This is a genomic window from Arthrobacter cavernae (assembly GCF_017368795.1).
GTDB lineage: Bacteria > Actinomycetota > Actinomycetes > Actinomycetales > Micrococcaceae > Arthrobacter > Arthrobacter cavernae.
This window is the reverse complement of the sequence record NZ_JAFNLL010000009.1, coordinates 11,951-36,734: the sequence shown is the minus strand read 5'-3', so window position 1 is coordinate 36,734 and position 24,784 is coordinate 11,951. Positions and strand designations below refer to the sequence as shown.

Annotated in this window: 17 protein-coding genes; 3 read left to right on the top strand and 14 right to left on the bottom strand. The window is 66.2% G+C overall.

Annotated elements, in window-relative coordinates:
- Window positions 1-90 precede the first annotated feature (90 nt).
- Window positions 91-2,151, top strand: coding sequence for an S-layer homology domain-containing protein (locus tag J1902_RS05180; protein ID WP_307794376.1), 2,061 nt, complete (start codon window positions 91-93; stop codon window positions 2,149-2,151).
- 110 nt (window positions 2,152-2,261) lie between these two features.
- Here J1902_RS05180 and J1902_RS05175 read toward each other — a convergent pair whose 3' ends face one another.
- The 4 genes from J1902_RS05175 to dxr form a co-directional block, all read right to left on the bottom strand.
- Complete coding sequence (locus tag J1902_RS05175) at window positions 2,262-2,657, bottom strand: hypothetical protein (RefSeq protein ID WP_207615184.1); 396 nt, start codon at window positions 2,655-2,657, stop codon at window positions 2,262-2,264.
- 285 nt (window positions 2,658-2,942) lie between these two features.
- On the bottom strand, window positions 2,943-7,775 hold the full coding sequence (locus J1902_RS05170) for a peroxidase family protein (protein ID WP_242701633.1): 4,833 nt from the start codon (window positions 7,773-7,775) through the stop codon (window positions 2,943-2,945).
- Between the two features lie 363 nt (window positions 7,776-8,138).
- Window positions 8,139-9,470, bottom strand: coding sequence for a M50 family metallopeptidase (locus J1902_RS05165; protein ID WP_207615182.1), 1,332 nt, complete (start codon window positions 9,468-9,470; stop codon window positions 8,139-8,141).
- Window positions 9,471-9,488: 18 nt separating this feature from the next.
- Entirely contained in the window at window positions 9,489-10,673 is a 1,185-nt protein-coding gene (gene dxr / locus J1902_RS05160) for a 1-deoxy-D-xylulose-5-phosphate reductoisomerase (RefSeq protein WP_207615181.1), read from the bottom strand.
- A 47-nt stretch (window positions 10,674-10,720) separates the two neighbouring features.
- On the opposite strand from dxr, the gene J1902_RS05155 reads away from it, so the two are divergent.
- Entirely contained in the window at window positions 10,721-12,181 is a 1,461-nt protein-coding gene (locus tag J1902_RS05155) for a lipase maturation factor family protein (protein ID WP_207615180.1), read from the top strand.
- A gap of 13 nt (window positions 12,182-12,194) precedes the next feature.
- Here the strand turns inward: J1902_RS05155 and J1902_RS05150 are convergent, their stop codons facing one another.
- The 7 genes from J1902_RS05150 to J1902_RS05120 all read right to left on the bottom strand — a co-directional run bounded on the left by J1902_RS05150 (window position 12,195) and on the right by J1902_RS05120 (window position 20,287).
- A complete protein-coding gene (locus J1902_RS05150) occupies window positions 12,195-13,061 on the bottom strand; it encodes an HpcH/HpaI aldolase/citrate lyase family protein (RefSeq protein ID WP_242701631.1) in 867 nt (288 codons plus the stop codon).
- 33 nt (window positions 13,062-13,094) lie between these two features.
- Window positions 13,095-13,619, bottom strand: a complete 525-nt coding sequence (locus tag J1902_RS05145; protein ID WP_207615179.1) for a MaoC family dehydratase — start codon at window positions 13,617-13,619, stop codon at window positions 13,095-13,097.
- Window positions 13,616-14,356: a CoA transferase subunit B gene (locus tag J1902_RS05140; protein ID WP_242701630.1), complete on the bottom strand. Its 741-nt coding sequence runs from the start codon at window positions 14,354-14,356 to the stop codon at window positions 13,616-13,618. Before J1902_RS05140 ends, J1902_RS05145 begins: the two co-directional genes overlap by 4 nt.
- A 2-nt stretch (window positions 14,357-14,358) precedes the next feature.
- On the bottom strand, window positions 14,359-15,150 hold the full coding sequence (locus J1902_RS05135) for a CoA transferase subunit A (RefSeq protein WP_207615178.1): 792 nt from the start codon (window positions 15,148-15,150) through the stop codon (window positions 14,359-14,361).
- Window positions 15,151-15,223: 73 nt separating this feature from the next.
- Entirely contained in the window at window positions 15,224-16,387 is a 1,164-nt protein-coding gene (locus J1902_RS05130; protein WP_207615177.1) for an acyl-CoA dehydrogenase family protein, read from the bottom strand.
- A 2-nt stretch (window positions 16,388-16,389) separates the two neighbouring features.
- Entirely contained in the window at window positions 16,390-18,672 is a 2,283-nt protein-coding gene (locus J1902_RS05125) for an acetyl/propionyl/methylcrotonyl-CoA carboxylase subunit alpha (protein WP_207615176.1), read from the bottom strand.
- Between the two features lie 4 nt (window positions 18,673-18,676).
- The gene (locus J1902_RS05120) at window positions 18,677-20,287 is read right to left on the bottom strand and encodes a carboxyl transferase domain-containing protein (protein ID WP_207615175.1); all 1,611 of its coding nucleotides are present in this window, start codon (window positions 20,285-20,287) and stop codon (window positions 18,677-18,679) included.
- 215 nt (window positions 20,288-20,502) lie between these two features.
- Between J1902_RS05120 and J1902_RS05115 the strand changes: the two genes are divergently transcribed.
- A complete protein-coding gene (locus J1902_RS05115; RefSeq protein WP_207615286.1) occupies window positions 20,503-21,105 on the top strand; it encodes an SACE_7040 family transcriptional regulator in 603 nt (200 codons plus the stop codon).
- Window positions 21,106-21,215: 110 nt separating this feature from the next.
- Here J1902_RS05115 and J1902_RS05110 read toward each other — a convergent pair whose 3' ends face one another.
- The 3 genes from J1902_RS05110 to pdhA are packed head-to-tail and all read right to left on the bottom strand — an operon-like array spanning window position 21,216 to window position 24,774.
- Entirely contained in the window at window positions 21,216-22,601 is a 1,386-nt protein-coding gene (locus J1902_RS05110) for a dihydrolipoamide acetyltransferase family protein (RefSeq protein WP_207615174.1), read from the bottom strand.
- Window positions 22,598-23,608, bottom strand: coding sequence for an alpha-ketoacid dehydrogenase subunit beta (locus J1902_RS05105; RefSeq protein WP_207615173.1), 1,011 nt, complete (start codon window positions 23,606-23,608; stop codon window positions 22,598-22,600). Before J1902_RS05105 ends, J1902_RS05110 begins: the two co-directional genes overlap by 4 nt.
- The gene (gene pdhA / locus J1902_RS05100) at window positions 23,608-24,774 is read right to left on the bottom strand and encodes a pyruvate dehydrogenase (acetyl-transferring) E1 component subunit alpha (protein WP_207615172.1); all 1,167 of its coding nucleotides are present in this window, start codon (window positions 24,772-24,774) and stop codon (window positions 23,608-23,610) included. Before pdhA ends, J1902_RS05105 begins: the two co-directional genes overlap by 1 nt.
- Window positions 24,775-24,784: the final 10 nt, after the last annotated feature.

Here is a 24,784-nt window from a genome sequence, read left to right as displayed (position 1 = left end):
GAGAAAATGACGATTTCACGACGACAAGTTCTCTTGATTGGCGGCCTCGGGGCCCTGGGGGTCGGAGCGGTATCGCTGCCGCTCAGATCCGTGAATGCCATTGTCGCGAGCGCACTCGACCCCGCGGACAGACCGCGGCCGTTCCAGACGGATTTTGTCCAGGCGCCTTTTCTGGCGCCATACGACACGGGCATAGACCCCGTGGATGGCGCTCCGGTCAACTACTACTCCGTCACGGAAATGGTCTCCACTGCCAACATCCTGCCCCGACTCACTACGCCGATTCTCGGTTACAACGGAATCTTCCCTGGCCCCACCATCAGCCTGGATCAGGGTACGAAAGCGGTTCTGCGCGTCCGCAACCAGATGCCCCTGCTGCATCCATCCGAAGGCTATCTGCTAGCATCCTCGGTTCATCTACACGGCTCAGCCTCACTGCCTCAGTTCGATGGCTATGCGAACGACGTAACCAATCCGGGATTCGCCAAGGACTACCGGTACCCCAATTTCCAGCCTGCCAGGACGCTCTGGTACCACGACCACGCCGTCCATTTCACCGCCCAGAACGTCTACTCCGGGCTGGCGGCCCAGTACCACATGCACGACCCCGTGGAACGGGCGCTGCTGCCGCAAGGCCAGTTCGATGTCGCACTGACCATCAGCGACGCAAGCTTTGCCCAAAGCGGCGCCCTGGGATACGACGCCAACGACCATTCCGGCCTCTGGGGTGACGTCATCCTTGTCAACGGCAAGCCGTGGCCGGTCATGAAGGTCCAGAAACGCGTCTACCGGTTCCGGATCCTGAATGCGTGCATCTCGCGGTCGCTGCGGCCCACATTGAGCAACGGGGATCCGGTCACGGTTGTGGCCACCGACGGCGGGCTGGTGCCTGTTGCGCAGACCGTGGCCAGCTGGCGGCACGCCGGCGCCGAGCGCTATGAAGTTCTGATCGATTTCCGCAAGTACTCGACCGGTCAGCGGGTGGAACTGCGGAACCTGTCCAATGAGAACAACGTGAACTTCGCCGACACGGGCAAGATCATGGCCTTCGACGTTGTCGATGACGCTGTGGACACCACAGACCCCACGTGGAACACCATTCCCACGCAACTGGCCGCGAGCGAATCCATGTCTATCCGGGAGGACGCGGCCACCAATGTGCGGAACTTCCGCGTGAATCGCAACGACCTCACCGGTGTGTGGACCATCGGCGACAATTCCTGGGAGGAGGTGGTGGCCAGCGGCTTCAAGAAGGCCATCGCGAACCCGGCGCTGGACGCCGTCGAAATCTGGCAGTTCGAGAATAATTCCGGCGGCTGGTTCCATCCCATCCACCTCCATCTGGTTGATTTCCGCATACTGGACCGCAACGGCCGGCCGCCCTTCCCCTACGAAAGGGGTCCGAAAGACGTCGTCTACGTCGGGGAGGGCGAGACAGTAAGGCTGCTCATGAAATTCGGGCCGCACCGTGGACGGTACATGATCCACTGCCACAACCTCCCCCACGAAGACCACTCCATGATGGTGCAATTCCGGGTTGGGATGGCAGAAGACGCAGTGGACGTCAATGACCCTGTCAAAGCCGCGCCAGCGCAATGGGACGGCATTGCACCGGCCCCGCCTGTTCCCGTTTTCCACGATGTCCAGTTCGGAAGCCAATTTGTTGCCGAGATCAACTGGTTGGCGGCCGCCGGAATCACCACCGGCTTTCCCGACGGCACCTTCCACCCCAACGAGCCGGTGCACCGCAACGCCATGGCCGCGTTCCTGTACCGCTTCTCCGGAAAGCCCAGCTTCACGAACACGGTCTTCTTCAGTGACAACCGGCCGGGAGGCCTGTTCTACAGGGAAATCAGCTGGCTGGCCGCCCGGGGCATCACCACAGGATTCCCTGACGGGACGTTCAGGCCGTTCGAGAGCATTAATCGCGACGCCATGGCGGCGTTTCTCTACCGACTGGCGGGCAAGCCTCCGGTGACGAAGCCGTCGGAGTTTCCGGATGTCCGGCCGGGCCACCAGTTCTTCACCGAAGTCAGTTGGCTCGCGTCAACCGGCATCACGACCGGCTTCCCGGACGGGACCTTCAAGCCCCAGGACAAAGTCAGCAGGGCGGCCATGGCGGCCTTCCTCTTCCGCTTCAACAACCTCTGACGCGGGTTCCCCAGTTCGCTAGCGAAGAGTCTGGGACCCAGGAATCCGGAAGTCGAGCAACCGGAGCAATTGCCCTGATGGGCCAGGAAATCGGCAGACTCCTGTCACCGTTAGAGCATCATCAGGACGAATCCGGCTAAACTGCACACAATCCCGACCGTGGTCAGGATCCATCCAACGATCAGGACAGTGTTGTCGTGTCGGGGCGGACCCAAGCCCCACCGGGCAGGGTGGCAGACATCGTAATGGAGCACGATTTCACTTCCGGTCACCAGTTCCTGCGCATGCTCAGGACGCAGCAGGGATAGACGGGGTGTATTCTCACTGTCGGTCCATCGGAAGCCCTTGTACCTGCCGGCCGCAAAGATCTCGCCCGTGGTGCTGACCCAGCGGCATCGCCGTCTGTCGATAATCCAGCCACAGACCAGCAGCGGCACGCCCGGAACGAACCCCACCCAGGTCATCAATTCCAGGACGGGGCCAAGAACATCCGCGGGTCCGGCCATGTCCCGATCTTATCCCGCCGGCCGTGCGGTCGGCAGGGGACGACAGGAGGTTGGGCCCACCCGGAGCGTGGTTGGGATGGAATGGTTAGCCGCTGGCAGTCCGCCGGCAAGCAACGGGAAATGAGAGCCTGATGGCACAAGGCCACAGGGGCCGGCCAAGTCACCAGCGGCGGAGCGAGGATGAGTGCGGCACGCGTCGGAACAGAGCCGAGTCGCTGGACAGGCTCCCTCAAAAGGGAGCCGGCCGGACGCAATGTCCGGGCCGGCTCCTTCCGTGGAGTCCGCCTATGGGGTGATGAACCCGTCGAAGCGGAACAGGAACGCTGCCATGGCATCCCGGTGGACATCCTCAAACGGGTGGAACGTGCCGTCCGGGAAACCGGTGGTGATACCGGTGCTGGCCAGCCAGGAGACTTCCTTGTAGAACTGGCTCGCCGGGGTCATGTCGCTGAACGGCGAGCTTGCCGGGGCCGTGAAGTCGGGCTCCTTCGCCAACCTGTAGATGAACGCGGCTGTGTCCTTGCGGTTGACGGCCAGGTCCGGCGCGAACGTGGTGGGCGTGAACCCGGTGGTGATCCCGGAGTCCTTGAGCCACATGATCTCCTTGAAGAACTGGTGGTCCGTCGGAACATCCGTGAATGGTGACGTAGCCGGCAACACAACCTCCGGGGATCCCGAGTACCGGTAGAGGAAAGCAGCCATCGCGGCCCGACTCACCGAGCTCAGGGGCTGGAACGTGCCGTCGGGGAACCCGGTAGTGATACCCCGTCTGGCAAGCCAGTTGATCTCCGTAGAGAACTGGTGGTCCTGTGGAACATCCGTGAACCGCGTAGGCGTCACCGGGTTCGAGCTGGCCGAGAACGGACCGGCGCCAGCGATGTTGACCGCCTGGACCTGGAATGTATATGTGGTTCCGTTCACCAGCCCGTCAACTTCCAGGCTACTCCGCTCCGCTCCAGCGGACCGCGGCAGCCCTACCTGGTTGCCGGCGCTGTCCAGGACCTTGACCGAGTATCCCGAGACTGCGGATCCCGAGGGTGCCACCCAGTTGACTGTCGCTGAGGCGTTGCCTGCGACCGCCTGAAGGATGATCGGCTGTGCCGGCGGCTGCGAGTCTGCGAAGACCAGCTTCTCGATGTTCCGGAGCGTATCCGTTCCATCCGCGGGCGCACTGTCGTCGACAGGGGCCCCAGGTTCGACCGGCACAACGTGCCTCACCGTTGTCACGCTGCCCGGAGCCCCGAGCGAAGCACCTGCGGGGAGGGTGGTGACGATGTAGTTGGCCCTGAGGTCGGAGAATACAGCGACGTCCTCATCACCACCGGCACCGCCGTCAACAATCTCCCGGACGATCACAATGTTGCCTGGGTCCACGGCTCCGGCGAACACTGCAGCCTGCAGGGTTGTGGAGCTGCCTGCAATATACGGCTTTTCCATGCCGTCGGTGCTGCCGATCTCCGTGGCCGGATCAGCGGGATTCGTCCGGACACTGAGCCGGACCCGCAGGTACTTGTCGCCGTCAAGGATGTCGTCCGCGCCGCGGCCTTCCAAGGTGTCGCTGCCGCCGCCGCCCAGGAGGATGTTTCCTTCACCCCAGACCTTGCCGCTGTCCGTTGCGCCGGACGGCAGCAGTGCGGCAAGCCCTGAAATCCGGGCCACACCGGCCGCATCCAGCCAGTCGTTCCCAGAGAATCCCTCGCCCACCACAAGCCGCGGTACGACTTCGTCGCCTCTGAGGATATCGTTCATGCCGGCGCCCGAAAGAGCCTCGACTTCGGCGTACCGGTCCCGCAAGGTTGCCGCCGCAGGCGGTACTCCGAGCAGGTTCCGGGTCAGGTCTGCGTCTGCCGGCAGCGCATCCAGCTGGTGGGTGGACCAGTCGAAGCCTGCAGCACCGGCGTTCCTTTCGACCCCGGGGTCAGCGAGCATGATGTCATCCCCGCCCTCGGCGTCGTAGTCGTCGTCGCCGTTCTGGCCGAAGATGACGTCGTGGCCGGGGGTGTTCGGATCGTCGAAGAAGGGGGCACCGCTGTCGCCGATCAGCAGATCGGCGCCGTCACCACCCTGGATCCAGTCGTCGCCGCCGTCCCCGATTGCCGTGTCGTTGCCGCCACCGGCAATGATCATGTCATCGCCTTCGCCGCCGAGGACTTCATTGGTGTTGGCGCCGCCGTTCATGAAGTCCTTGCCGTCGCCGCCGATGAGCAGATCCAGGCCGGGTCCACCGTCCATGGCGTCGTTGCCCGGTCCGCCCTTGAAGACGTCGTCGCCGGCAGAATCAGTAACGATGTCATTGCCATCGCCGCCCAAGACGGTGTCCGCACCGTCGTTGCCTTCGATGACGTCGTTTCCTTCATTGCCCAGGAACGTGTCATTGTCCACACCGCCCCAGATCCTGTCCGCCCCGGCGGTGCCGTTGAACACGCTTTGTCCGTTGATGCCCGGGGGGTCGATGGAATTGGTGGTCCGGTACCTGATGGTGCCGTCTGGCATCCGGATCAGCAGGGCCTGCTCATTGCACTCGGACAGCGGATCGTCCAGGACCGTTGTACCCGAGAACTGCAGCCTGCCGAGCTCGAACTTGCAGTCCGCGGTCGCAAACGTGTCGGCCTTCAGGCTCTTCGCGTCCGTGTTGCGCATGATCATCTCTGCAAACGAATTACCCTCGAGCTGGGTCAGCAGATTCATCCCCGGCGTCCGGGCCAGGTAGTACAGCCGGTCGCCGTTCTGGAGGTCCGACATTTGCCGCTCGAACACGTAATTGAACGTGGACCCCAACAGGCCGCCGAAGAGGTTGGTCCGCTCGGCCAGGCCGCCCACCCACAGGTCGACCTGGTCCAGGCCGGTCTTGGAGTTGCTCCCATCGTTTGCCCACGTCAGGGTGCTTCCCATGAAGTCCCCCGCATCCGCCGGAACTGAACCTTGGGGAGCATTGATGGGCGGATCCACGATCAGCTTTGCTGCGGCCCGCTTGTCAGCCAGGGTCGTTGCGTTGAGGATGCTCGGATGCTGCCCGTAAGCGGCGACAAAGTTGACCAGGGACTCCGGATGCTTCATGTTGAGGCCGAAGTCAATCCAGTTGGTGTAGGGCTTCAGCTGGCCGTCGTTGGTGGCGGAGAAGATCTGCTTGCGCAGGTTGTTCAGGGATGGGACCCCTGTTTCGCGTGCGCGGGCCAGGTTCAGTGACGGCAGATCCAGCGGCAGCCCCAGGAGGTTGTTGCGCAGTGTGTCCGTGACGAACTCGTCGAGCTCGTTGCCCACTTGGTCCGACAGGCCCATGGCAATGGCACCTGCGGCCTGCCTGGATGAAAGCGGCCCTGCAGGGCCGCCGTCAGCGTATGCCGGCGGGTTGAGGAAGGCGTTCAGCAGCGGGATGTCGTTCGATGTGCCGTCGGCATTCTTCCGTGGGACCGTATCCGTCAGCATGGAGTGGCCGAATCGGTAGACGGCGTGTGCGAACTCCGCCTGGATGGCTGGATTTATGTCGTCGTGGTAGCCGCTGAACGGTTCGATGAGAGGCTGGACTTTGCGGGCAAACTCTTCGAATGCCAGGTGCTGGTATTCCATCTCCGTGACGAACCGCGCAGCCTGGAAGAGCCGTTCACCGTTCCAGCCGTCGGCTCCCTCCGCAAGCTTCCACTCAGCCAGGGCCTTTGTGCCATTGCTCGACGTGTCCGAGGACAGCGTGTTCTTGATGTCCCCGATGAGCCGGTTGTGCTCGGAGTGGAACACCTGGTGGATGGTGGTCAGGCCGATGTTTTCATTGACGCGCCCGTCACCTGCAACGAAGTGTGCGTTGAGCATTTCGTCGTCGTAGGTGGACGCCGGCGGGCCGGGAGGATTGATGACCGTATCCGCGTCAGCGGCCATCGCCGCCGTCTTCGGCACAGCGGCGTGGGCAATGTCGTCAAGGAATGCCTCGTTGATCCGCACTGCGTTCCCGGGCACGGCTACCGGGGCCGCGGTGTTGCCCTCTACCATTCCCATGGCCGTGACGTACTGCGGCATGCCCCGCTCCGGACCCGGGATGAACTTGCCGTACGGGTCCACGGCGAGCATCGGGATGCTCAACACGTCGTGATCCACAAGCTTCAGGCCCAGCTTAGTGGCGGCCTGGTCCTTCAGCATGGCCCACGTGCCCATTCCATCGTCCGCGGATGCGAGCATCCTGCCGGTTGCCACCGGGCGTCCCGCGGCGTTGTTGGCGTACTCACGCAGGAACACCTGATGCGAAGCGTTCGACGAGTAGGTCTGGGACTGGTCAACCAAGGGGTTGGTCCGGTTGATCGCTTCCCGGACGTCGTCTGCGGTGCCGATCGCTCCGTCGGGTCCGGGCATGTTCGTGGCGCGGGTCAGCACCATGAACCGCATGCGCGGCGGCAGATCATCCGCGGTGCCCAGAACGCCGTCATTGCCCGGGATCAGCGGGTCATCCGCTTTCAGCGGCATGAAGACGGTGCTCCCGGACTTGTCCACCAGGTCCAGCCCGTGGTCGAAGAACTGGCCGAAGATCGTGAAAAGTGAATTGTACGGTGGCGAGAGCCCGACGTCGGTGGTGACGTTGGGGATGAACAGGGTCTCACCAGCCGGCACGCAGCCTTCGGGGAGCCCCTGTGCATCGCAGGGTTTGACGCCTTCATTTCCCTGGGTACGGACAGGGAACCCGGCTGCCGAGACCGCGGCAGGGTTGGTGGACGTTTGGTCCACAATGAGGTTGCTAATGACGCGCGGCTGGGAGTCGACGACGTTCCCGGTGCCGTCGTACGTGGTGGGGCCAGGCATGTGCATGGCAGCACCGTCTTCGCCTGCACGGTATTGGGGAGAACTCAGACGCGGAAACTGCTGGTTGGCCGTGGCGAAAAGCTCACGCTTGGGCTGGAGGTTGTTACAGGAGCCGTCCACCGTCCGCAGGCCGAAGGAAACCATCGGGTTGGGAACCTGGTCCGGCCCTGTGCCCAGGAGAGCACCGCAGGGGCCGGTGTCGGAGTTCGTGTTCCGGACGTGTGCCTCGGAAATCTTGATCTGCTTGAGAATAAAGGCGAGGTCGGCCGCTGTCACGTTGAAGCCCTGCCCCACGGGGGCTGCCTGGGCAGGCGCCGTCATCAGGGGCAGTCCCATGCCAACCACCATCAGGACCGCCGCCCCCAGCGCGGTACTCCGTTTCCACGGGGGGGCCTTTAAGAAGGAGCGGCCTGGCAGCAAGGCCCGCGCCCTGCGGCCCCGGCCGCCCTGGTCCACCGTTTGTGGCTGCTGACTCACACCCCTGACAGGGTGCGCAGCCTTTCCAGTAGCAGGTTCACCCTCATTTTCCCAGATGCTGTCCACATTGACTCCCACAGACGCGCCGGTTTCGGTCCCAACCGGATCAGGCCCAGACTGCTCGATTTAGGCTGGAAAAACCTTGGACGGACCGAGAAACCTCGCGCAGAAGAATCCCCAGCTTCCCTCGGGGGAGCCAACCGGCGTCGGGCGTGGCGGGGCCTAGCCGAAGATATTCACGGGCTTGACGATGTCCGCGTAGATCAGCAGGGCACTCATCGCCAGAAGCGCCGAGGCCACCACATAGGTCAGGGGCAGCAGCTTGGCGATGTCGAAGGCGCCCGGATCCGGCTTGCCGAAGATTTTCGCAACCCGACGACGGACGCCCTCGTACAGCGCCCCGGCGACATGTCCGCCGTCGAGCGGCAACAAGGGGACCAGGTTGAAGACGGCCAGCGCAAAGTTCAGGCCGGCCAGCAGCCCCACCAGGGCGCCAAGCCGCGCCTGCACCGGAATCTCCTCCATGGCCGCGACCTCGCCGGCGACGCGTCCCACGCCTACCACGCTGATGGGCCCGTTGGGATCCCGGGGTTCCTCGCTGAAGGCGGCCTGCGCCACCCCCACCACGCGGGCGGGAAGGTTCAGGATCACGCCCGCCACCTGTCTGATGTTTTCACCGGCCAGGGGCAGGACCGTCGACGCCGGCTGGGGCACCATTTCGGTCTGGGCGCCGATGCCGAGGAAGCCGACTTCCTGGTACTTGGCCTTGCCGTCGGCGTCCTTTTCGGGGCGGCCGTCGACGCCGATGATGGGCCGGGCGGACAGGACCGGGGTCACGGTGGTGGTGACGGAGGCGCCGTCGCGTTCCACCGTCATCTGCACTTCCCGGCCGGACGAGGCCCGGATCCAGGAGGTCATCTCCTCCCAGCTGGTGACGGCCTTGCCGTCAAAGGAAGTGACACGGTCCCCCGGCAGGAGCCCCGAGGCCGCGGCCGGCGTCGGCTTGCAGGCCTCGGAGTCCGGATCAACGGTCTCCCCTGCAGCGACCTGGCACTTGGAGACATCGGCGATGGTGGTGGTGGCAGTGGCGGCGCCGAAGCCCATGAGCAGCACGGCGGTCAGCACCAGGCCGACCAGCAGGTTCATCGCAGGCCCGCCGAGCATGATGATGATCTTTTTCCACACGGGCAGCTTGTAGAAGACCCTGTTTTCGTCGCCGGGGCCCACCTCCTCATGGGCTGCGGACCGGGCCTCTGTGGCCAGGGTCTGGAACATGCCTGTGCTGGAGGGCCGCACGCTGCCGTCCTGCGTGTTGGGCGGGTACATGCCGATCATGGCGACGAAGCCACCCAGCGGAATGGCTTTGAACCCGTACTCGGTTTCGCCCTTTTTCCTGGACCACAGGGTGGGGCCGAAGCCGATCATGTACTTCGTGACGCGCACCTTGAACAGCTTGGCCGGGACGAGGTGGCCGAGCTCGTGCAGGGCGATGGACGCCGCGACGCCGATCGCCACGAAGACGACGCCGAGAATGAAGAGAATGACGGGATTCATGCCGTGATGGACTGCTTCCTAGAGGGTGCTGCTGGCTAAACGATCGTGTGTGCGGGTCCGTGCCCACGTTTCAGCTTCCAGCACGGAGTCCACCGTCAGCTCCGAAGATCCTGAATGTTCGCTGAGAATGGATTCCACCGTGTCCACGATGTCCGTGAACCTGATCCGGCCGGCGTGGAAGGCCTGCACGGCTTCCTCGTTGGCGGCATTGAAGACCGCGGGGAACGTGCTGCCCTGCTTGGCGGCGTCCTTCGCAAGGTCCACGGCGGGGAAGGCCACGGAGTCCAGCGGCTCGAAAGTCCAGCTGGTGGCCTGGCTCCAGTCGCAGGCCTGGGCTGCCCGAGGCACCCGGTCCGGCCAGCCCAGGCCGAGGGCGATGGGCAGGCGCATGTCCGGCGGCGAGGCCTGGGCGATGATGGAGCCGTCCACGAACTGCACCATGGAATGGACCACGGACTGCGGGTGGACCACCACCTCGATCCGGTCCAGGGGCACGTCAAACAGCAGGTGCGCCTCGATGACTTCCAGGCCCTTGTTGACCAGGCTGGCCGAGTTGGTGGTGACCATGAGGCCCATGTCCCAGGTGGGGTGGGCCAGTGCCTCCGCAGGGGTGACGTTGTGGAGCTGCTCGCGGGTGCGGCCGCGGAAAGGGCCGCCGGAGGCCGTCAGGATGAGTTTTTCGACCTCGGCGCCCGTCCCCGAACGCAGGCACTGGGCGATGGCGGAGTGCTCCGAGTCCACGGGAACGATCTGGCCTTCGGCCGCGGCCGCCTTGACGAGGGCGCCGCCGACGATCAGGGATTCCTTGTTGGCCAGGGCCAGGGTTGCCCCGGAGGCGAGGGCGGCCAGGGTGGGGGCCAGGCCAATGGAGCCCGTGATGCCGTTGAGGACCACATCGCAGTCAATGCCGGCGATCCGGGTGGAGGCGTCCGGTCCCGCGAAGATCTCCGGCCGGTAGTCGCGCAGTCCGGCGGCCGCGGCGGCCGCATCGATGAGCTGCTGCAGTTCCGCGGCATCGCCGCGGGCGATGCCGACGGCCCGGGCCCTCGTGTGGACGGCCTGCCGGGCGATCAGTTCCGGATGACCGCCGCCGGCGCTGAGCGCCACGACCTCGAAAAGATGCGGGGCGCCGTCGACGACGTCAATCGCCTGTGTGCCGATGGAACCGGTGGACCCGAGGATGACGATCTTGCGCGGCTGCATTGCATAAGTATCCCAGCCCGGAGCCCTGCAGGCGTACCGTAGGAAACGTGGACTGGGTGTCCTGGTTCGAGGCGCCGGAGTACGGGTTCGCCCGGCAGGTTCTGCAGCGCGGTACCGCCGCGCTCTACTTCATCGCGCTCCTGTCCACCCTCAACCAGTTCCCTGCCCTTCTCGGCGAGCGCGGCCTGCTCCCCGTCCCCAGGTACCTGGCCGGCGGGCGCCGCCTGCTGCGTCCCACCCTGTTCCGCTGGCGGTATTCGGACCGGCTGCTCCGTGTGGTCTGCTGGACCGGGATGGGCATAGCGGCGACGCTCGTTGCGGGGCTGCCGCAGCTGGGGCCGCCCTGGGTGCCGATGGTGGCCTTCCTGGCGCTGTGGCTGCTGTACATGTCGATCGTGAATGTGGGCCAGACGTTCTATGGCTTCGGCTGGGAGATCCTGCTGCTCGAGATGGGGTTCACGGTGGCGTTCCTGGGCTCGGACCAGACGCCGCCGCCCCGGACCATCCTGATCCTGCTGGTGTGGCTGTTGTTCCGGCTTGAGTTCGGCGCGGGCATGATCAAGATCCGCGGCGGAAGCGAGTGGCGGAACCTGACGGCGTTGTTCTACCACCATGAAACCCAGCCGATGCCAGGGCCGTTGAGCCGGCAGGCGCACCTCCTGCCCAGGGCGTTCCACCGGATGGAGGTCCTGGGGAACCATGCCGCCCAGCTGGTGGTGCCGTTCTTCCTGTTCGCCCCGCAGCCGCTGGCCGGCATTGCCGCCGGCATCGTGGTGTTCACGCAATTGTGGCTGGTGGGGAGCGGCAACTTTGCCTGGCTGAACTGGAGCGCCATCGTCCTGGCCTTCGCCGCGGTGAGCGACCCGGTGGCGCACGCCGTGCTGCCGTTCCTGCCGCTGGACCGGCAAGCCGCCGCGGCTGGTGGGCAGACCCCGTTGTGGTGGCTCGCCGTCGTGCTGGCAGTGACGGTGCTGCTCCTGGTGCTCAGCTACTGGCCCATCCGCAATCTGTTCTCCAGCGGGCAGCTGATGAACGCCAGTTTCAACCGCTGGCGGCTGGTCAACACGTACGGGGCCTTCGGGACGGTGACGCGGCACCGCGTGGAGATCGTGGTCGAAGGCACCCTGGACGAGGAGCCTGACGCTCCGGACACTGCCTGGCGCGAGTATGCCTTCAAGGGCAAGCCGGGCGACGTACACGCGCTCCCCCGCCAGTGGGCGCCGTACCACCTGCGGCTGGACTGGCTCATGTGGTTCCTGCCCCTGCGCACCGTGCACGAGGAATGGTTCTACGCCTTCCTGCACAAGCTGTTGGACGCGGACCAGCCCACCTTGCGCCTGCTGCACCAAGACCCGTTCGACGGCGGGCGGCCCCGTTGGGTGCGCGCCAGCAGCTACCTGTACCGCTTCGCCAGCCGGGCCGAGTTCCGGGAGACCGGCGAGCGGTGGGTCCGCATGCCGCTGTATGAGGACATTCCGCCGCTGTCCCTGCCGCGGCGTCACACTTAATTGGCTGCTTCCGTCATACGGCCCTGCGCAGCGTCGCCTCGGCGTGCTTGAGGATAGGGCCGTCGATCATCTTGCCCTTGAACTGGAAGACGCCGCTGCCTGCGGCCGCCGCAGCCGCGAGAAGTTCCTTGGCCTCCGCCAAGGCCTCGGGCGAGGGTGCGTAGGCTTCCCGGACAACAGCCACCTGACTGGGGTGGATGCAGGCCTTGACGCCGAAGCCGCTCGCAACGGCGTCGCGGGATTCGGCCGCCAGGCCTTCAAGATCCGGGATATCGACGTAGACGGCGTCGATGGCTTCCTTGCCGGCCGCCTTCGCCGCCAGGAGCACCGTGGAACGGGCGTGCAGCGCGACGGCACGGTACCCGCCGTCGTCGGTCCTGCTGGACGTGCCGCCCAGCGAGGCGATCAGGTCCTCAGCGCCCCACATGAGGGCGACGACGTTCGGCTCGGCCGCAATGGCGGCCGCATTGACGATGCCCTTGGCCGTTTCGCATAGGGCAACCACCCGGTAGCCGGCAAGTTCCCTCAGCTGCGCGGCGCTTTCGGCCTTGGCCAGCATCACGGTGCGATACGGGGTGTGCGCGAGGCAGTGCAGGTCCTTGGTGAACTCCTCCGTGCCGGCCGGGTTGATCCGCACGATGGTGCGGCTGGGATCCAGTTCGGCGCTTTCCCCCTCTGATCCCAGCTGCGCGAGGATGGCGCCGCGGGCCCGTTGCTTGTCAGCGGGCGCGACGGCGTCCTCGAGGTCCAGGATGACGGCGTCGGAGCGTTCGGCTGCTTTGCCGAAGCGTTCGGGCCGGTCCGCGGGGCAAAAGAGCAGTGCGGGGCCCATGGTGAAGGCCGCCTCGGTGACGGCGGTTCCGGACTCGGAGGAGGGCATCGTGGATCCTTGCGTATGGTGTCTGAACTTGTGTTAGTCGGTCTTGCCCGCGGCGGCGGCCGAGGCACGGTGGGCATCCTTCATCCACATCAGGCATTTCCTGGTGGCCAGCGCCACCACGTCCCCGTGCTGGTTCCGGCCGGTGTGCTGCATGGTGACGATGCCCTGGCCGGGACGCGATTCCGAAGCCCGCTTCCCGGTGACCACCGTCTCCGTATACAGCGTATCGCCGTGGTAGAGCGGGTGAGGGAACGTGACGCTCTCCAGGCCGAGCTGGGCAATGATGGTGCCCTGGGTCAGCTGGGGCACGGACTGCCCCACCAGGGTGGCAAGCGTGAACATGGAGTTCACCAGCCGCTGGCCGAAGGGCTGGGTGGCGCTCCAGGCAGCGTCCAGGTGCAGGGCCTGGGTGTTCATGGTCATGGTGGTGAACAGGACGTTGTCCGTTTCGGTGACCGTGCGGCCGGGCCGGTGCGCGTACACCACGCCTTCCTCGAGCTCGTCGAAGTACAGGCCGCGCTGTTCGATCACCCTCTGCTGGGGTTCCGGCGCCGTCATACGGTCAGTTCCTGGTCCTCTTCGAAGAGCTCGGCACCGGTGGCAGCTGCCAGCTCCTCAATCGACACGTTGGGGGCGAGCTCGCGGAGCACCAAACCGTTCGGGGTCACATCGATCACTGCGAGATCGGTGATGATCCGGTCCACACAGCCCTTGCCCGTGAGCGGCAGGGTGCAGCGCTCCACGATCTTCGGATTCCCGTTCCGGTCCACGTGCTCCATCATCACAATGACTTTCTTGGCTCCGAAGACCAGGTCCATGGCACCGCCCATGCCCTTGACCATCTTGCCCGGGATCATCCAATTGGCCAGGTCCCCGTTGGCGGCCACCTCCATGGCGCCGAGCACGGCCACATCCACGTGCCCGCCGCGGATCATCCCGAAGGAAAGTGCGGAGTCGAAGAACGCCGCGCCCTTGTTGACGGTGACAGTCTCCTTGCCGGCGTTGATCAGATCGGCATCGACCTCATCCTCCGCCGGGTAGGGCCCCACGCCCAGGATGCCGTTCTCCGAATGCAGGACCACCTCCACGCCGGCGGGAATGTAGTTGGGAATCAGCGTGGGCATGCCGATGCCCAGGTTGACGTACTGGCCGTTGCTGAGTTCCTGCGCCACGCGGGCGGCCAGTTCGTTGCGGGTCCAGCCTTTGGTCTCCGGATGCTCGACGGCGGCGAGACGGTACTCGTGTCTGACCGCTTCCGGCCGGGGCGGGACATCCTGGAGGCTGTTCGGTTCCATGGCTATGCTCCTGCCTGCTCGGTGGTGCCCGACGCGGACGCGGCCGAAAGCGCCACCGTCCTCTTCTCGATGCGCTTCCCGGCATCCGGGGCGAGGACAACCCGCTGCACGAAGATGCCGGGAACGTGGATGTGTTCGGGGTCCAGTTCCCCCGGTTCCACGAGTTCTTCGACCTCGGCGATGGTGACCTTGCCTGCCATGGCGCAGAGCGGGTTGAAGTTCATCGCGGTGGCATGGAACACGAGGTTGCCGTGCCGGTCCCCCTTCCAGGCGTGGACCAGGCCGAAGTCGGGCGTCAGGGACTCCTCAAGCACATAGTCGGCCCCGTTGAAGGTGCGGACCTCCTTGGGCGAGGATGCGACCGCCACTGCGCCGCCGGCGTCGTACTTTTGCGGCAGCCCTCCCTCGGAGACCTGGGTCCCGACGCCCGCCGCGGTGAAGAACGCCGGGATGCCGGCCCCGCCGGCCCGGAGCTTCTCGGCCAGGGTGCCCTGCGGGGTGAGGACGACTTCCAGCTCCCCGGCCAGGTATTGGCGGGCGAACTCCTTGTTCTCCCCGACGTAGGAGCTGACGGTCCGGCGGATCCGGCCGTCCTTGAGCAGGATCCCCAGGCCCCAGTCGTCCACGCCGCAGTTGTTGCTGACCGTCTCGAGGTTCCTGGTGCCCTGCTCATGGAGTGCGTCGATCAGCGCCACCGGAATGCCGCACAGCCCGAAACCGCCGACGGCGAGCGAGGCGCCGTCGGGGATGTCCTTCACCGCGTCCGCGGCGCTGGCTACCACCTTGTCAATCATCGTCGATCCTTCCAGCCGGGGGGCCGGTCCCGGCGGTGGTGGCCGCCGGGAGCGGTAGAGCTACAGTCCGGTACTACAGCCCGAGATCACGGGCGATGAGCATCAGCTGGACCTCGGTGGTGCCCTCACCGACCTCCAGGATCTTGGAGTCGCGGTAGTGGCGGGCCACCGTGAATTCGTTGATGAAGCCATAGCCGCCGAACACCTGGGTGGCGTCCCGCGCGTTGTCCATGGCTGCCTCACCTGCGATCATCTTAGCGATGGCGGCCTCGGTCTTGAACGGCTTGCCGGCCAGCATCCGGGCAGCTGCATCGTAGTAGGCCAGGCGCGCCGAGTGGGCCCGGGCCTGCATCCGCGCGATCTTGAACTGGATGGCCTGGTACTTGCCGATGTTCTGGCCGAATGCGCTGCGTTCCTTGGCGTATTTGACGGAGAGATCCACGCAGCCCTGCGCCGCGCCGGTGGCCAGGGCGGCAATGGCGATGCGGCCCTCGTCAAGGATGGACAGGAAGTTCGCGTAGCCGCGGCCCTGCTGGCCGAGCAGGTTGGCTTCGGGAACGCGCACGTCGGCCAAGGTCAGCGGGTGCGTGTCCGAGGCGTTCCAGCCCACCTTGTTGTAGGCCTTTTCGGCTTTGAAGCCGGGCGTGTCGGTGGGCACCAGGATGGTGGAGATTTCCTTCTTGATGCTGCCGTCCTTGCGCTCGTGCTGGCCGGTGACGGCGGTGACGGTGACGAGCCGGGTGATGTCGGTTCCGGAGTTGGTGATGAACTCCTTGTTGCCGTTGATCACCCACTGGCCGTCCTCAAGGTGCGCATTGGTCTTGGTGCCCCCGGCGTCCGAGCCCGCCTCGGGCTCCGTCAGGCCGAAGCCGGCCAGGGCCTGTCCTGTGGCCAGCTTCGGCAGCCACTCTTCCTTCTGGGCCTGCGTGCCGAAGCGGTAGATGGGCATGGCGCCCAGGGAGACGCCCGCTTCCAGGGTGATGGCCACGGACTGGTCCACGCGGCCCAGCTGCTCCAGGGCCAGGGACAGCGCGAAGAAGTCCCCGCCCATGCCGCCGAGTTCCTCCGGGAACGGCAGGCCGAACAGGCCCATCTCGCCCATCTGCTTGATCACGTCGTACGGGAAGCTGTGTTCCTCGTCGTGCTTGGCGGAAACAGGGGCAACCACCTCGTCGGCAAACTCGCGGACGGAGTCGCTGAGGTCCTGGTATTCCTCGCTGAGTTCAAAATTGACCACGGTCAGACTTCCTTGTCGTTCTCGGCGCCGATGGACGCGCTGGTGTTGGCTGCTGCGCTGGTGTTGGCTGCTGTTTCGCTGGCGTTGGCTGCTGAATCGGGCGTGCCTTCGGGCACATGGATGGTGGCGAGGACCTGGTCGGCCTTCACCAGGTCTCCGGTCTTGATGGTCAGGTGCACGGTGCCGGACACGGAGGCCACCAGCTGGTGCTCCATCTTCATGGCCTCCACCGCGAGCAGGACCTGCCCGGCCTCCACCGCGTCGCCGTTGGCAACGGAGACGGAGACCACCGTGCCGGGCATGGGCGAGCGGACTTCGGGATCGGCCGCGCCTTCCTCCCGCTGGATGCCGGCCAGGACGCGATGCAGCCGGACTTCGCGGTCAAGGACCTCAAGGCGGCAGGACCAGCCGTCGTTGCCGAGGAAGACCTCCCGGACTCCGCGGTGGCCGCCCGGCGTCCCGACCGATGCCCGGCCCGGCGTCCCACCGAGGGCGAACCGGACCCGGCCGCCGTCGATCTCCAGGTCAACGCTGGAGGCGGAGCGGCCAAGAACCAGGACGCGGTGCTCGGCCCCGCCGTCCACCCGGACCATGGCGTGGCCCGGCCGGGGTCCGCCACGCTGAAGCCCGTCCTGCCCCACCACGGACACCGTGGAGACGGTTCCGCCGGGCAGGCCCAAGCTGACGGTCCACGGGGCGCGGCCGCCCACCCGCCATGCGTCCGGGGTGCGCCAGGCGTCGCCGGCCAGCGTGGAACCTTCGCGGTCCAGCCAGGCGGTCATGGCCACGGCAATCAGCTCGGCGTCGCCGGCGTGGCGGAACTGCAGCTCCGGCAGCTTCCTGTCAATGAGGCCGGTGTCGAGGTGTCCGGCCCGGACGTCGCCGTCGTTGATCAGCAGGCGGAGGTACTCGACGTTGGTGTCCAGCCCGAGCAGCGTGTAGCGGCCCAGCGCGCTGTCCAGCTTGTCGAGGGCGGCCTTGCGGTCCGGTCCCCAGGCGATGACCTTGGCGAGCATGGGGTCGTAGTCGCCCGTGACCTCCAGCCGCGGGCGCATGGCGGAGTCGATCCGCACGTCCGGGTCTGCCGTCGCGGGATCGAGCCCGTCGTTGTAGTCAACGCCGGAGGCATCGAAGATGGTGCCGCGTTCGTCCAGGGCGAGGACCTGGCCGATGGACGGCATGAAGTTGCGTTCCGGGACCTCCGCGTAGACGCGCGCCTCGACGGCGTGGCCGGTGAGTACGACGTCGGACTGTGCGACGGTGAGCACCTCACCGGCGGCGATGCGCACCTGCCATTCGACAAGGTCCACGCCGGTGACCATTTCCGTGACGGGGTGCTCCACCTGGAGGCGGGTGTTCATTTCCATGAAGAAGAACTCGTCCGGGGCGTTGTCCGAGACCAGGAATTCCACGGTGCCGGCGCCGCTGTAGTGGACGCTGCGGGCGGCGTTGCAGGCGGCCTCGCCGATCCGCGCCCGGGTGGCCCCGCCGTCGTTCAGTGACTCCAGAAGCGGCGACGGCGCTTCCTCGATCACTTTCTGGTGGCGGCGCTGCAGGGAGCATTCGCGCTCGCCGAAGTGAACGACGTTGCCGTGGTTGTCGGCCAGGACCTGAACCTCGATGTGCCGCGGTGCCTGGACGAGCCGCTCCAGGAACAGGGTGTCGTCGCCGAAAGCCGAGGCCGCGACGCGGCGGGCCGTCAGCAGGGTCGCGGCCATGTCGTCCAGCCGTTCCACGATGTGCATGCCTTTGCCGCCACCACCGGCCGAGGGCTTGATCAGGAGCGGGAAGCCGACGCCGGGAGCGGCGGCGATCAGCTGTTCGTCGCTGAGGCCGGGTTCGGCGATGCCGGGGACACAGGGAACGCCGAAGTCCATGACGTGGTTCTTGGAACGGATCTTGTCGCCCATGACGTCGATGGCCTCGATGCCGGGGCCGATGAAGGTGATCCCCGCGGCGTCGAGGGCCTTGGCGAACTCCACGTTTTCGGCCAGGAAGCCGTAGCCGGGGTGCACGGCCTGTGCCCCTGTCCGGCGGCAGGCCTCGATGATGGCGTCGATGCGGAGGTAGCTCTCGGACGGGGCGGTCCCGCCGATGCCGACGGCCAGGTCGGCCAGGGCCACGTGTTTGGCGGACGCGTCCGCATCCGAGTAAATGGCCACCGAGCGGATGCCCAGTGAGCGCAGGGTACGGATGACGCGGCAGGCGATCTCGCCGCGGTTGGCGACAAGGACGGTGTCAAAGGGCGGTGCCGCCGCCTCGGAGATCCGGTTAGTTGAAGTCATCGGGTCACATCCTGAAAAGGCCGAAGGCGGTATCGGGCAGGGGCTGGCGGGAGACGACGTCCAGGGCCAGGCCCAGGACTCGGCGCGTGTCCGCCGGATCGATGATGCCGTCGTCCCAGAGCCGGGCGGTGGAGTAGTAGGGGCTGCCCTGTTCCTCGTACTGCTGTTTGATCGGGGCTTTGAAGGCCTCTTCCTCGGCGGCGGACCAGTCCCGGCCGGCGGCTTCGTGTTGTTCGCGCTTGACGGTGGCCAGCACCGAGGAGGCCTGGTTGCCGCCCATCACGGAGATCCGGGAAGCCGGCCACATCCACAGGAAGCGGGGGCTGTAGGCGCGCCCGCACATGGAGTAGTTCCCGGCACCGAAGGAGCCGCCGATCACCACGGTGAGTTTCGGGACGCGGGCGGTGGCGACGGCGGTGACCATCTTGGCGCCGTTCTTGGCGATGCCGCCGTGTTCGTAGTCCTTGCCGACCATGAAGCCGGAGAGGTTCTGCAGGAAGAGCAGCGGGATGCCGCGCTGGTCGCAGAGCTCGATGAAGTGTGCGCCCTTGAGGGCGGATTCGCTGAAGAGGACGCCGTTGTTGGCCACGATCCCCACCGGGTGCCCGTGCAGCCGGGCGAAGCCGGTGACCAGGGTGGCGCCGTATTCCTTTTTGAACTCGTGGAATTCGGAGCCGTCCACCAGCCGGGCGATGACCTCGCGAACGTCGTAGGAGGCGTTCACGTCCACCGGGACCACGCCGTAGAGTTCGGCCGGGTCCGCGAGCGGCGGCAGGACGACGTCGGCTACGTCCCAGGCCGGGGCGGCCGGCGGCGGGAGGGTGGCAACGATGTTCCGGACAATTTCCAGGGCATGGGCGTCGTTCTCGGCCAGGTGGTCCGCCACGCCGGAGATGCGCGTGTGGACCTCGCCGCCGCCGAGTTCCTCGGCCGTGACGATTTCCCCGATCGCGGCCTTCACCAGCGGCGGACCGCCCAGGAAGATGGTGCCCTGGTTCCGGACGATCACCGTCTCATCGCTCATCGCGGGCACGTAGGCGCCGCCGGCGGTGCAGGAGCCCATGACGGAGGCGATCTGCGGGATCTTCGCCGCGGACATCTTTGCCTGGTTGTAGAAGATCCGGCCGAAGTGCTCCTTGTCCGGGAAGACCTCGTCCTGCTTGGGGAGGAACGCGCCGCCGGAGTCCACCAGGCAGATGCAGGGCAGCCCGTTCTCCAGGGCGATTTCCTGGGCGCGCAGGTGCTTCTTGACCGTCATCGGGTAGTAGGTGCCGCCCTTGACCGTGGCGTCGTTGGAAATCACCAGCACATGCCGGCCGTGCACCAGGCCGATCCCGGCAATGACCCCCGCCCCAGGGGAATCGCCGTCGTACATGCCGTCCGCGGCCAGCGGCGCGATCTCCAGGAACGGACTGCCCTCGTCCAGCAGGTAGTCGATCCGCTCCCGCGGCAGCAGCTTCCCCCGGGCAACATGCCGCTCCCGGGACTTCGCCGGGCCGCCCAGGGCAGCCGCCGCCAGGCGCTCCCGCAACTCCGCAGCGAGCGCCTCCTGGGCTTCCCGGTTGGCCTCGAAGGTGCCGCTGGCGGAACCCGGCAGATTGGCAATAGTCTCCATTGACCCGCATCCCATTCCCGGCCGCTGGTACCCAAACGGCCATTTCGGTTAGTGTCCTGTAACTGGAATTTAGGTTAGTCTCTATTAACTGTGAAGTCCAGCACACGACGCCCAGGACACGAGAACGAGGAGGAAGCGTGACCGGAGTCCCAGAGGCCAGGCCCGACGCCGTCCAGCGCGCCTCGACCCAAGTTGCCTCGACGCAGGGCGCCTCGATCCAGGCTGCCTCAACCCAGCGCGGCAGGGCCAAGGAAATCCGCCGCAAGGCCCTGCTGACCGCGGCGGCCGGGCTGTTCGCCGAAAAGGGCTTCAACCGCGTGTCGCTTGAGGACCTCGGTGCCGCCGCGGGCGTGAGTGGCCCCGCCGTTTACCGGCACTTTCCCGGCAAGCAGGCCGTGCTGGGTGAACTCCTGCTGAGCGTGAGCCGGGAACTGCTCGACGGCGGCATGCGGGTCGCGGCCGAAGTCACCGACCCCCGCGCGGCCCTGGACGAACTGGTGCGTTTCCAAGTGGACTTTGCCCTGAGCAACCCGGAGGTCATCCGGGTCCAGGACCGCGACCTGGACAGCCTTACGGAAGAAGACGAGACCGAGGTCCGCCATCTCCAGCGTCTCTACGTCGAAGTCTGGGTGGGGGTGCTCGAAAAGCTCCATGTGGGCACGGACATTTCCGAGCTTCGGGTCCGTGCCCACGCCGCTTTCGGCCTCATCAACTCCACGCCCCACTCGGTGCGCAACCACGGCCGCCGGATCGCGGCGAAGTCGGCCCGGACCATCCTGGAGCGCATGGCCATCGCCGCCCTGACGACGTCGTCCTGAGTTGACGGCGTCGTCCTGAGCGCACGAACGGGCAGCTAATGCCACCCAAACCCGGGTTTGAGGGCATCAACTGCCCGTTCGCGCTGCGCTGCGGTGGGCAGCGGCCGAAGCTACAGCATTGTCATGACTATCGCGGGGTCGGCCAGGATCGCACCCAGGTCCGTAAGGAAGCGGGAGCCCTGCTCGCCGTCCACCATGCGGTGGTCGAAGGACAGGCTCAGCGACATCACCTGGCGCACCGCGAGTTCATCGTTGTGCACCCACGGCGCTTTCCGCACCGAGCCCAGGGCCACGATTGCGGCCTCGCCCGGGTTCAGGATGGGAGTGCCCGCATCGATGCCGAAAACGCCGATGTTGGTGATGGAAATGGTGCCGCCGGACAGTTCCGCCGGCGAGGTTTTGCCCGCACGCGCCGTGTCCGTGAGTTCGGACAGCGCCATGGAGAGCTCCAGCAGCGTCATCCGGTCCGCGTCCTTGATGTTCGGCACGGTCAGGCCACGCGGCGTGGCGGCGGCGATGCCCAGGTTCACGTAGTTGAACTGGACGATCTCCTGGGCTGCCTCATCCCATCGCGAGTTCAGCGTCGGGTTCCGGCGCAGCGCAACCAGCACAGCCTTGGCCGCAATGGTCAGCGGCGTGAGCTTGTAACCTTCGAACCCCTTGCTGGCCTTGAGCCGCGCCAGCAACTCCATGGTGGGCGTGACATCAACCGTTAGGAATTCGGTCACATGCGGCGCCGTGAACGCGCTCTGCACCATGGCGGCGGCCGTGAACTTGCGGACTCCCTTGATGGGAGTGCGCGTCTCACGCTCGCCCGGAAGAACGCCCGGGACCCCGACGGCGGCCGGAACCGCAGGCGTCCCGGCGGCTGCTGCGTCCACGAAGTTCTGCACATCGGCGCGGGTGATGAGCCCGGCCGGACCAGTTCCCGTGACCATCTGAAGGTCAATGCCCAGATCCCGTGCCAGCTTGCGGACCGGCGGCGTGGACCGCGGCCGCTCCCCTGCCGACAATGCGTCGAGTGGCTCGTCCACGGGCGTGGCGGCCGGCAGCGGCTGCGCTGGTGCAGACTGTTCGGCGAGCGCGGCGGCCGCGCCGCTCTGCGCGCGCTGGCGCCGTACGGGGCGGCCCGATGCCTCGACGACTGCGCCGTAGCCCACCAGATTCGGTTCCCGCTTCGCCGGAGCCCCCACGGCTTCGGCAACCGGAGCGGCACTGCCGCCGGTGGCAGTGCCGGATCCGGCGTCGTCGACCTCGAAGGAGACGATCGGCTTGCCGACCTCGACAATGGTTCCCGGCTGTTCGTGCAGGGCAGTCACGACGCCTGCAAAGGGTGAGGGCAGCTCAACCACGGCCTTGGCGGTCTCCACCTCGGCGATGACCTGGTTGAGCGTGACAGTGTCCCCCACCGCCACCTTCCAGCTCAGGATCTCCGACTCGGTGAGCCCCTCGCCGAGGTCCGGCAGCCTGAATTCCTTGATCATGGTGGCGCTCATCCTTCCAGTCCGCTCAGCGAGTTGCGACGGCCCAGGGCCCGGTCAACACCGTCAAGGATCCTGTCCAGATCCGGCAGGTGGTGCATCTCGAGCTTGGAGTACGGGTAGGGCACGTCGAAACCGGTGATCCGCACCGGCGCTGCCTCGAGGTAGTTGAAGCATCGTTCGGTGATGCTGGCCGCGATTTCCGCGCCCAGCCCACCGGACTGCGCGGCTTCGTGTGTGATGACCAGGCGGCCGGTCTTGCGCACGGAGGCCTCCACGGTGGGGAAATCGATCGGGGCAAGCGAGCGCAGATCGATGACTTCCACGGAAATCCCCTCGTCGGCGGCAGCCAGTGCGGCGTCCCTGGCCGTCTTCACGAGCGGACCGTAGGCCACCAGCGTGGCGTCGCTCCCGGTGTTGACCACCCGGGCCTTTTCCATGGAGAGTGCGGTGGCAAGCTCCGCCGTCTCGTCCACCTCGCCCTTGTCGTGGTAGCGCCGCTTCGGTTCGAAGTACAGCACGGGATCATCCGAGGCGATGGCCTGCTGGATCATGGTGTACGCGTCCTGCGGATTGGACACGCTGATGACGCGGAGGCCGGAGGTGTGGGTGAAGTAGGCCTCCGGCGATTCGGAGTGGTGTTCGGGTGAGCCGATGCCGCCGCCGAACGGCACGCGGATGGTGATGGGCATCTTGACGCGGCCCTGGGTGCGGTAGTGCATCTTGGCCACCTGGCTGACGATCTGGTCGAAGGCCGGGTAGATGAAGCCGTCGAACTGGATTTCGCAGACCGGCCGGTAGCCACGGTAGGCCAGGCCCACGGCGGTGCCGATGATGCCGGACTCCGCGAGCGGGGTATCCACTACGCGGTGGGTGCCGAAATCCTTCTGGAGGCCATCGGTCACGCGGAAGACGCCGCCGAGCGTGCCGATGTCCTCACCCATGAGGACCACCTTGGGATCGCTTTCGAGGGATTTGCGCAGTCCTGCGTTGATTGCCCGGGCAAAAGTCAGTGTGGACATCAGAGTGCACCTTCCTCGGCAGATCCGCTGAAGCTTTCCAGGTAGCGGGAGTAGTGGTCCTTCTGGCGTTCGATCCAGGAGTTGGGCGTGCTGTACACGTGGTTGAAGACGTCCAGCGGCGCGGGATCCGGCATGTCGATGCAGCCGGCGCGGAACTCGGCTGCGACGGCGTCCGCCTTGGCCTGCACCTTGGCTTCCAGTTGCTCGGTCAACAGGCCCTTGGAGTCGAGCAGGGCCTTGAGCCGGGCGATGGGATCCTTGGCGGCCCAGTCCTCGAGCTCGTTGGGGTCCCGGTACCGGGTGGGGTCATCCGCGGTGGTGTGCGGCCCCATACGGTAGGTGACTGCCTCGATGAAGGTGGGCCCGCCGCCCTTGCGCGCACGGTCAAGGGCCACACGCGTGGCCGCCAGCACGGCCAGGACGTCATTGCCGTCCACCCGCATGCTGGGAATACCGAAGCCGTTGGGGCGGTCCGCGATCTGGACGTGGGACTGCAGCCGCACCGGCTCGGAAATGGCCCAGTGGTTGTTCTGGCAGAAGAAGACCACGGGAGCCTGGAAGCTGGCGGCGAACACCATGGCCTCGCTGACGTCGCCCTCGCTCGTGGCGCCGTCGCCGAAGTAGGCCATCACTACCGAGTCCGCGCCGTCGTGCTGGATGCCCATCGCGTAACCGGTGGCGTGCAGGCTTTGGGAACCGATGATGATCTGCGGGGTGGCCAGTTTGATGCGCTGGGGATCCCAGCCGTAGGAGGCGTTGCCGCGCCAGACCTTGGCAATCTCGGCGAGTTCTGCGCCACGGACGTAGGCCACGCCGCTCTCGCGGTAGCTGGGGAACACGAAGTCGTCCTCGCGCAGGGCCCGGCTGGAGCCGATCTGAGACGCTTCCTGCCCCAGCAGCGGCGGCCAGAGGGCCAGTTCGCCCTGGCGCTGGAGTGCGGTTGCCTCGGCGTCGATGCGCCGGATGACAGTCATGTCCTCGTACAGCGAGCCCAACTGCTCGTCGCTGACGTCCTTGACCCAGACGTCGAATTCGGGATGGCTGATGCGTTCGCCCCTGGGGGTAATCAACTGGATCAGGCTGCCGCCCGACCGCAGGGGATTGTCTGCACTGTATGCAGGGCGTGAGGCGCTTGTGGCGCCCTTGCCCACCTCGTCCGTCAACACAGGTGATCCA

Bases quoted from the DNA above. Each gene is read 5' to 3' on its own strand.
- J1902_RS05175 (WP_207615184.1), bottom strand. From the start codon at position 2,657: ATGGCCGGACCCGCGGATGTTCTTGGCCCCGTCCTGGAATTGATGACC.
- J1902_RS05170 (WP_242701633.1), bottom strand. From the start codon at position 7,775: ATGGGACTGCCCCTGATGACGGCGCCTGCCCAGGCAGCCCCCGTGGGG.
- J1902_RS05165 (WP_207615182.1), bottom strand. From the start codon at position 9,470: ATGAATCCCGTCATTCTCTTCATTCTCGGCGTCGTCTTCGTGGCGATC.
- dxr (WP_207615181.1), bottom strand. From the start codon at position 10,673: ATGCAGCCGCGCAAGATCGTCATCCTCGGGTCCACCGGTTCCATCGGC.
- J1902_RS05150 (WP_242701631.1), bottom strand. From the start codon at position 13,061: ATGCCCTCCTCCGAGTCCGGAACCGCCGTCACCGAGGCGGCCTTCACC.
- J1902_RS05145 (WP_207615179.1), bottom strand. From the start codon at position 13,619: ATGACGGCGCCGGAACCCCAGCAGAGGGTGATCGAACAGCGCGGCCTG.
- J1902_RS05140 (WP_242701630.1), bottom strand. From the start codon at position 14,356: ATGGAACCGAACAGCCTCCAGGATGTCCCGCCCCGGCCGGAAGCGGTC.
- J1902_RS05135 (WP_207615178.1), bottom strand. From the start codon at position 15,150: ATGATTGACAAGGTGGTAGCCAGCGCCGCGGACGCGGTGAAGGACATC.
- J1902_RS05125 (WP_207615176.1), bottom strand. From the start codon at position 18,672: ATGACTTCAACTAACCGGATCTCCGAGGCGGCGGCACCGCCCTTTGAC.
- J1902_RS05120 (WP_207615175.1), bottom strand. From the start codon at position 20,287: ATGGAGACTATTGCCAATCTGCCGGGTTCCGCCAGCGGCACCTTCGAG.
- J1902_RS05110 (WP_207615174.1), bottom strand. From the start codon at position 22,601: ATGAGCGCCACCATGATCAAGGAATTCAGGCTGCCGGACCTCGGCGAG.
- J1902_RS05105 (WP_207615173.1), bottom strand. From the start codon at position 23,608: ATGTCCACACTGACTTTTGCCCGGGCAATCAACGCAGGACTGCGCAAA.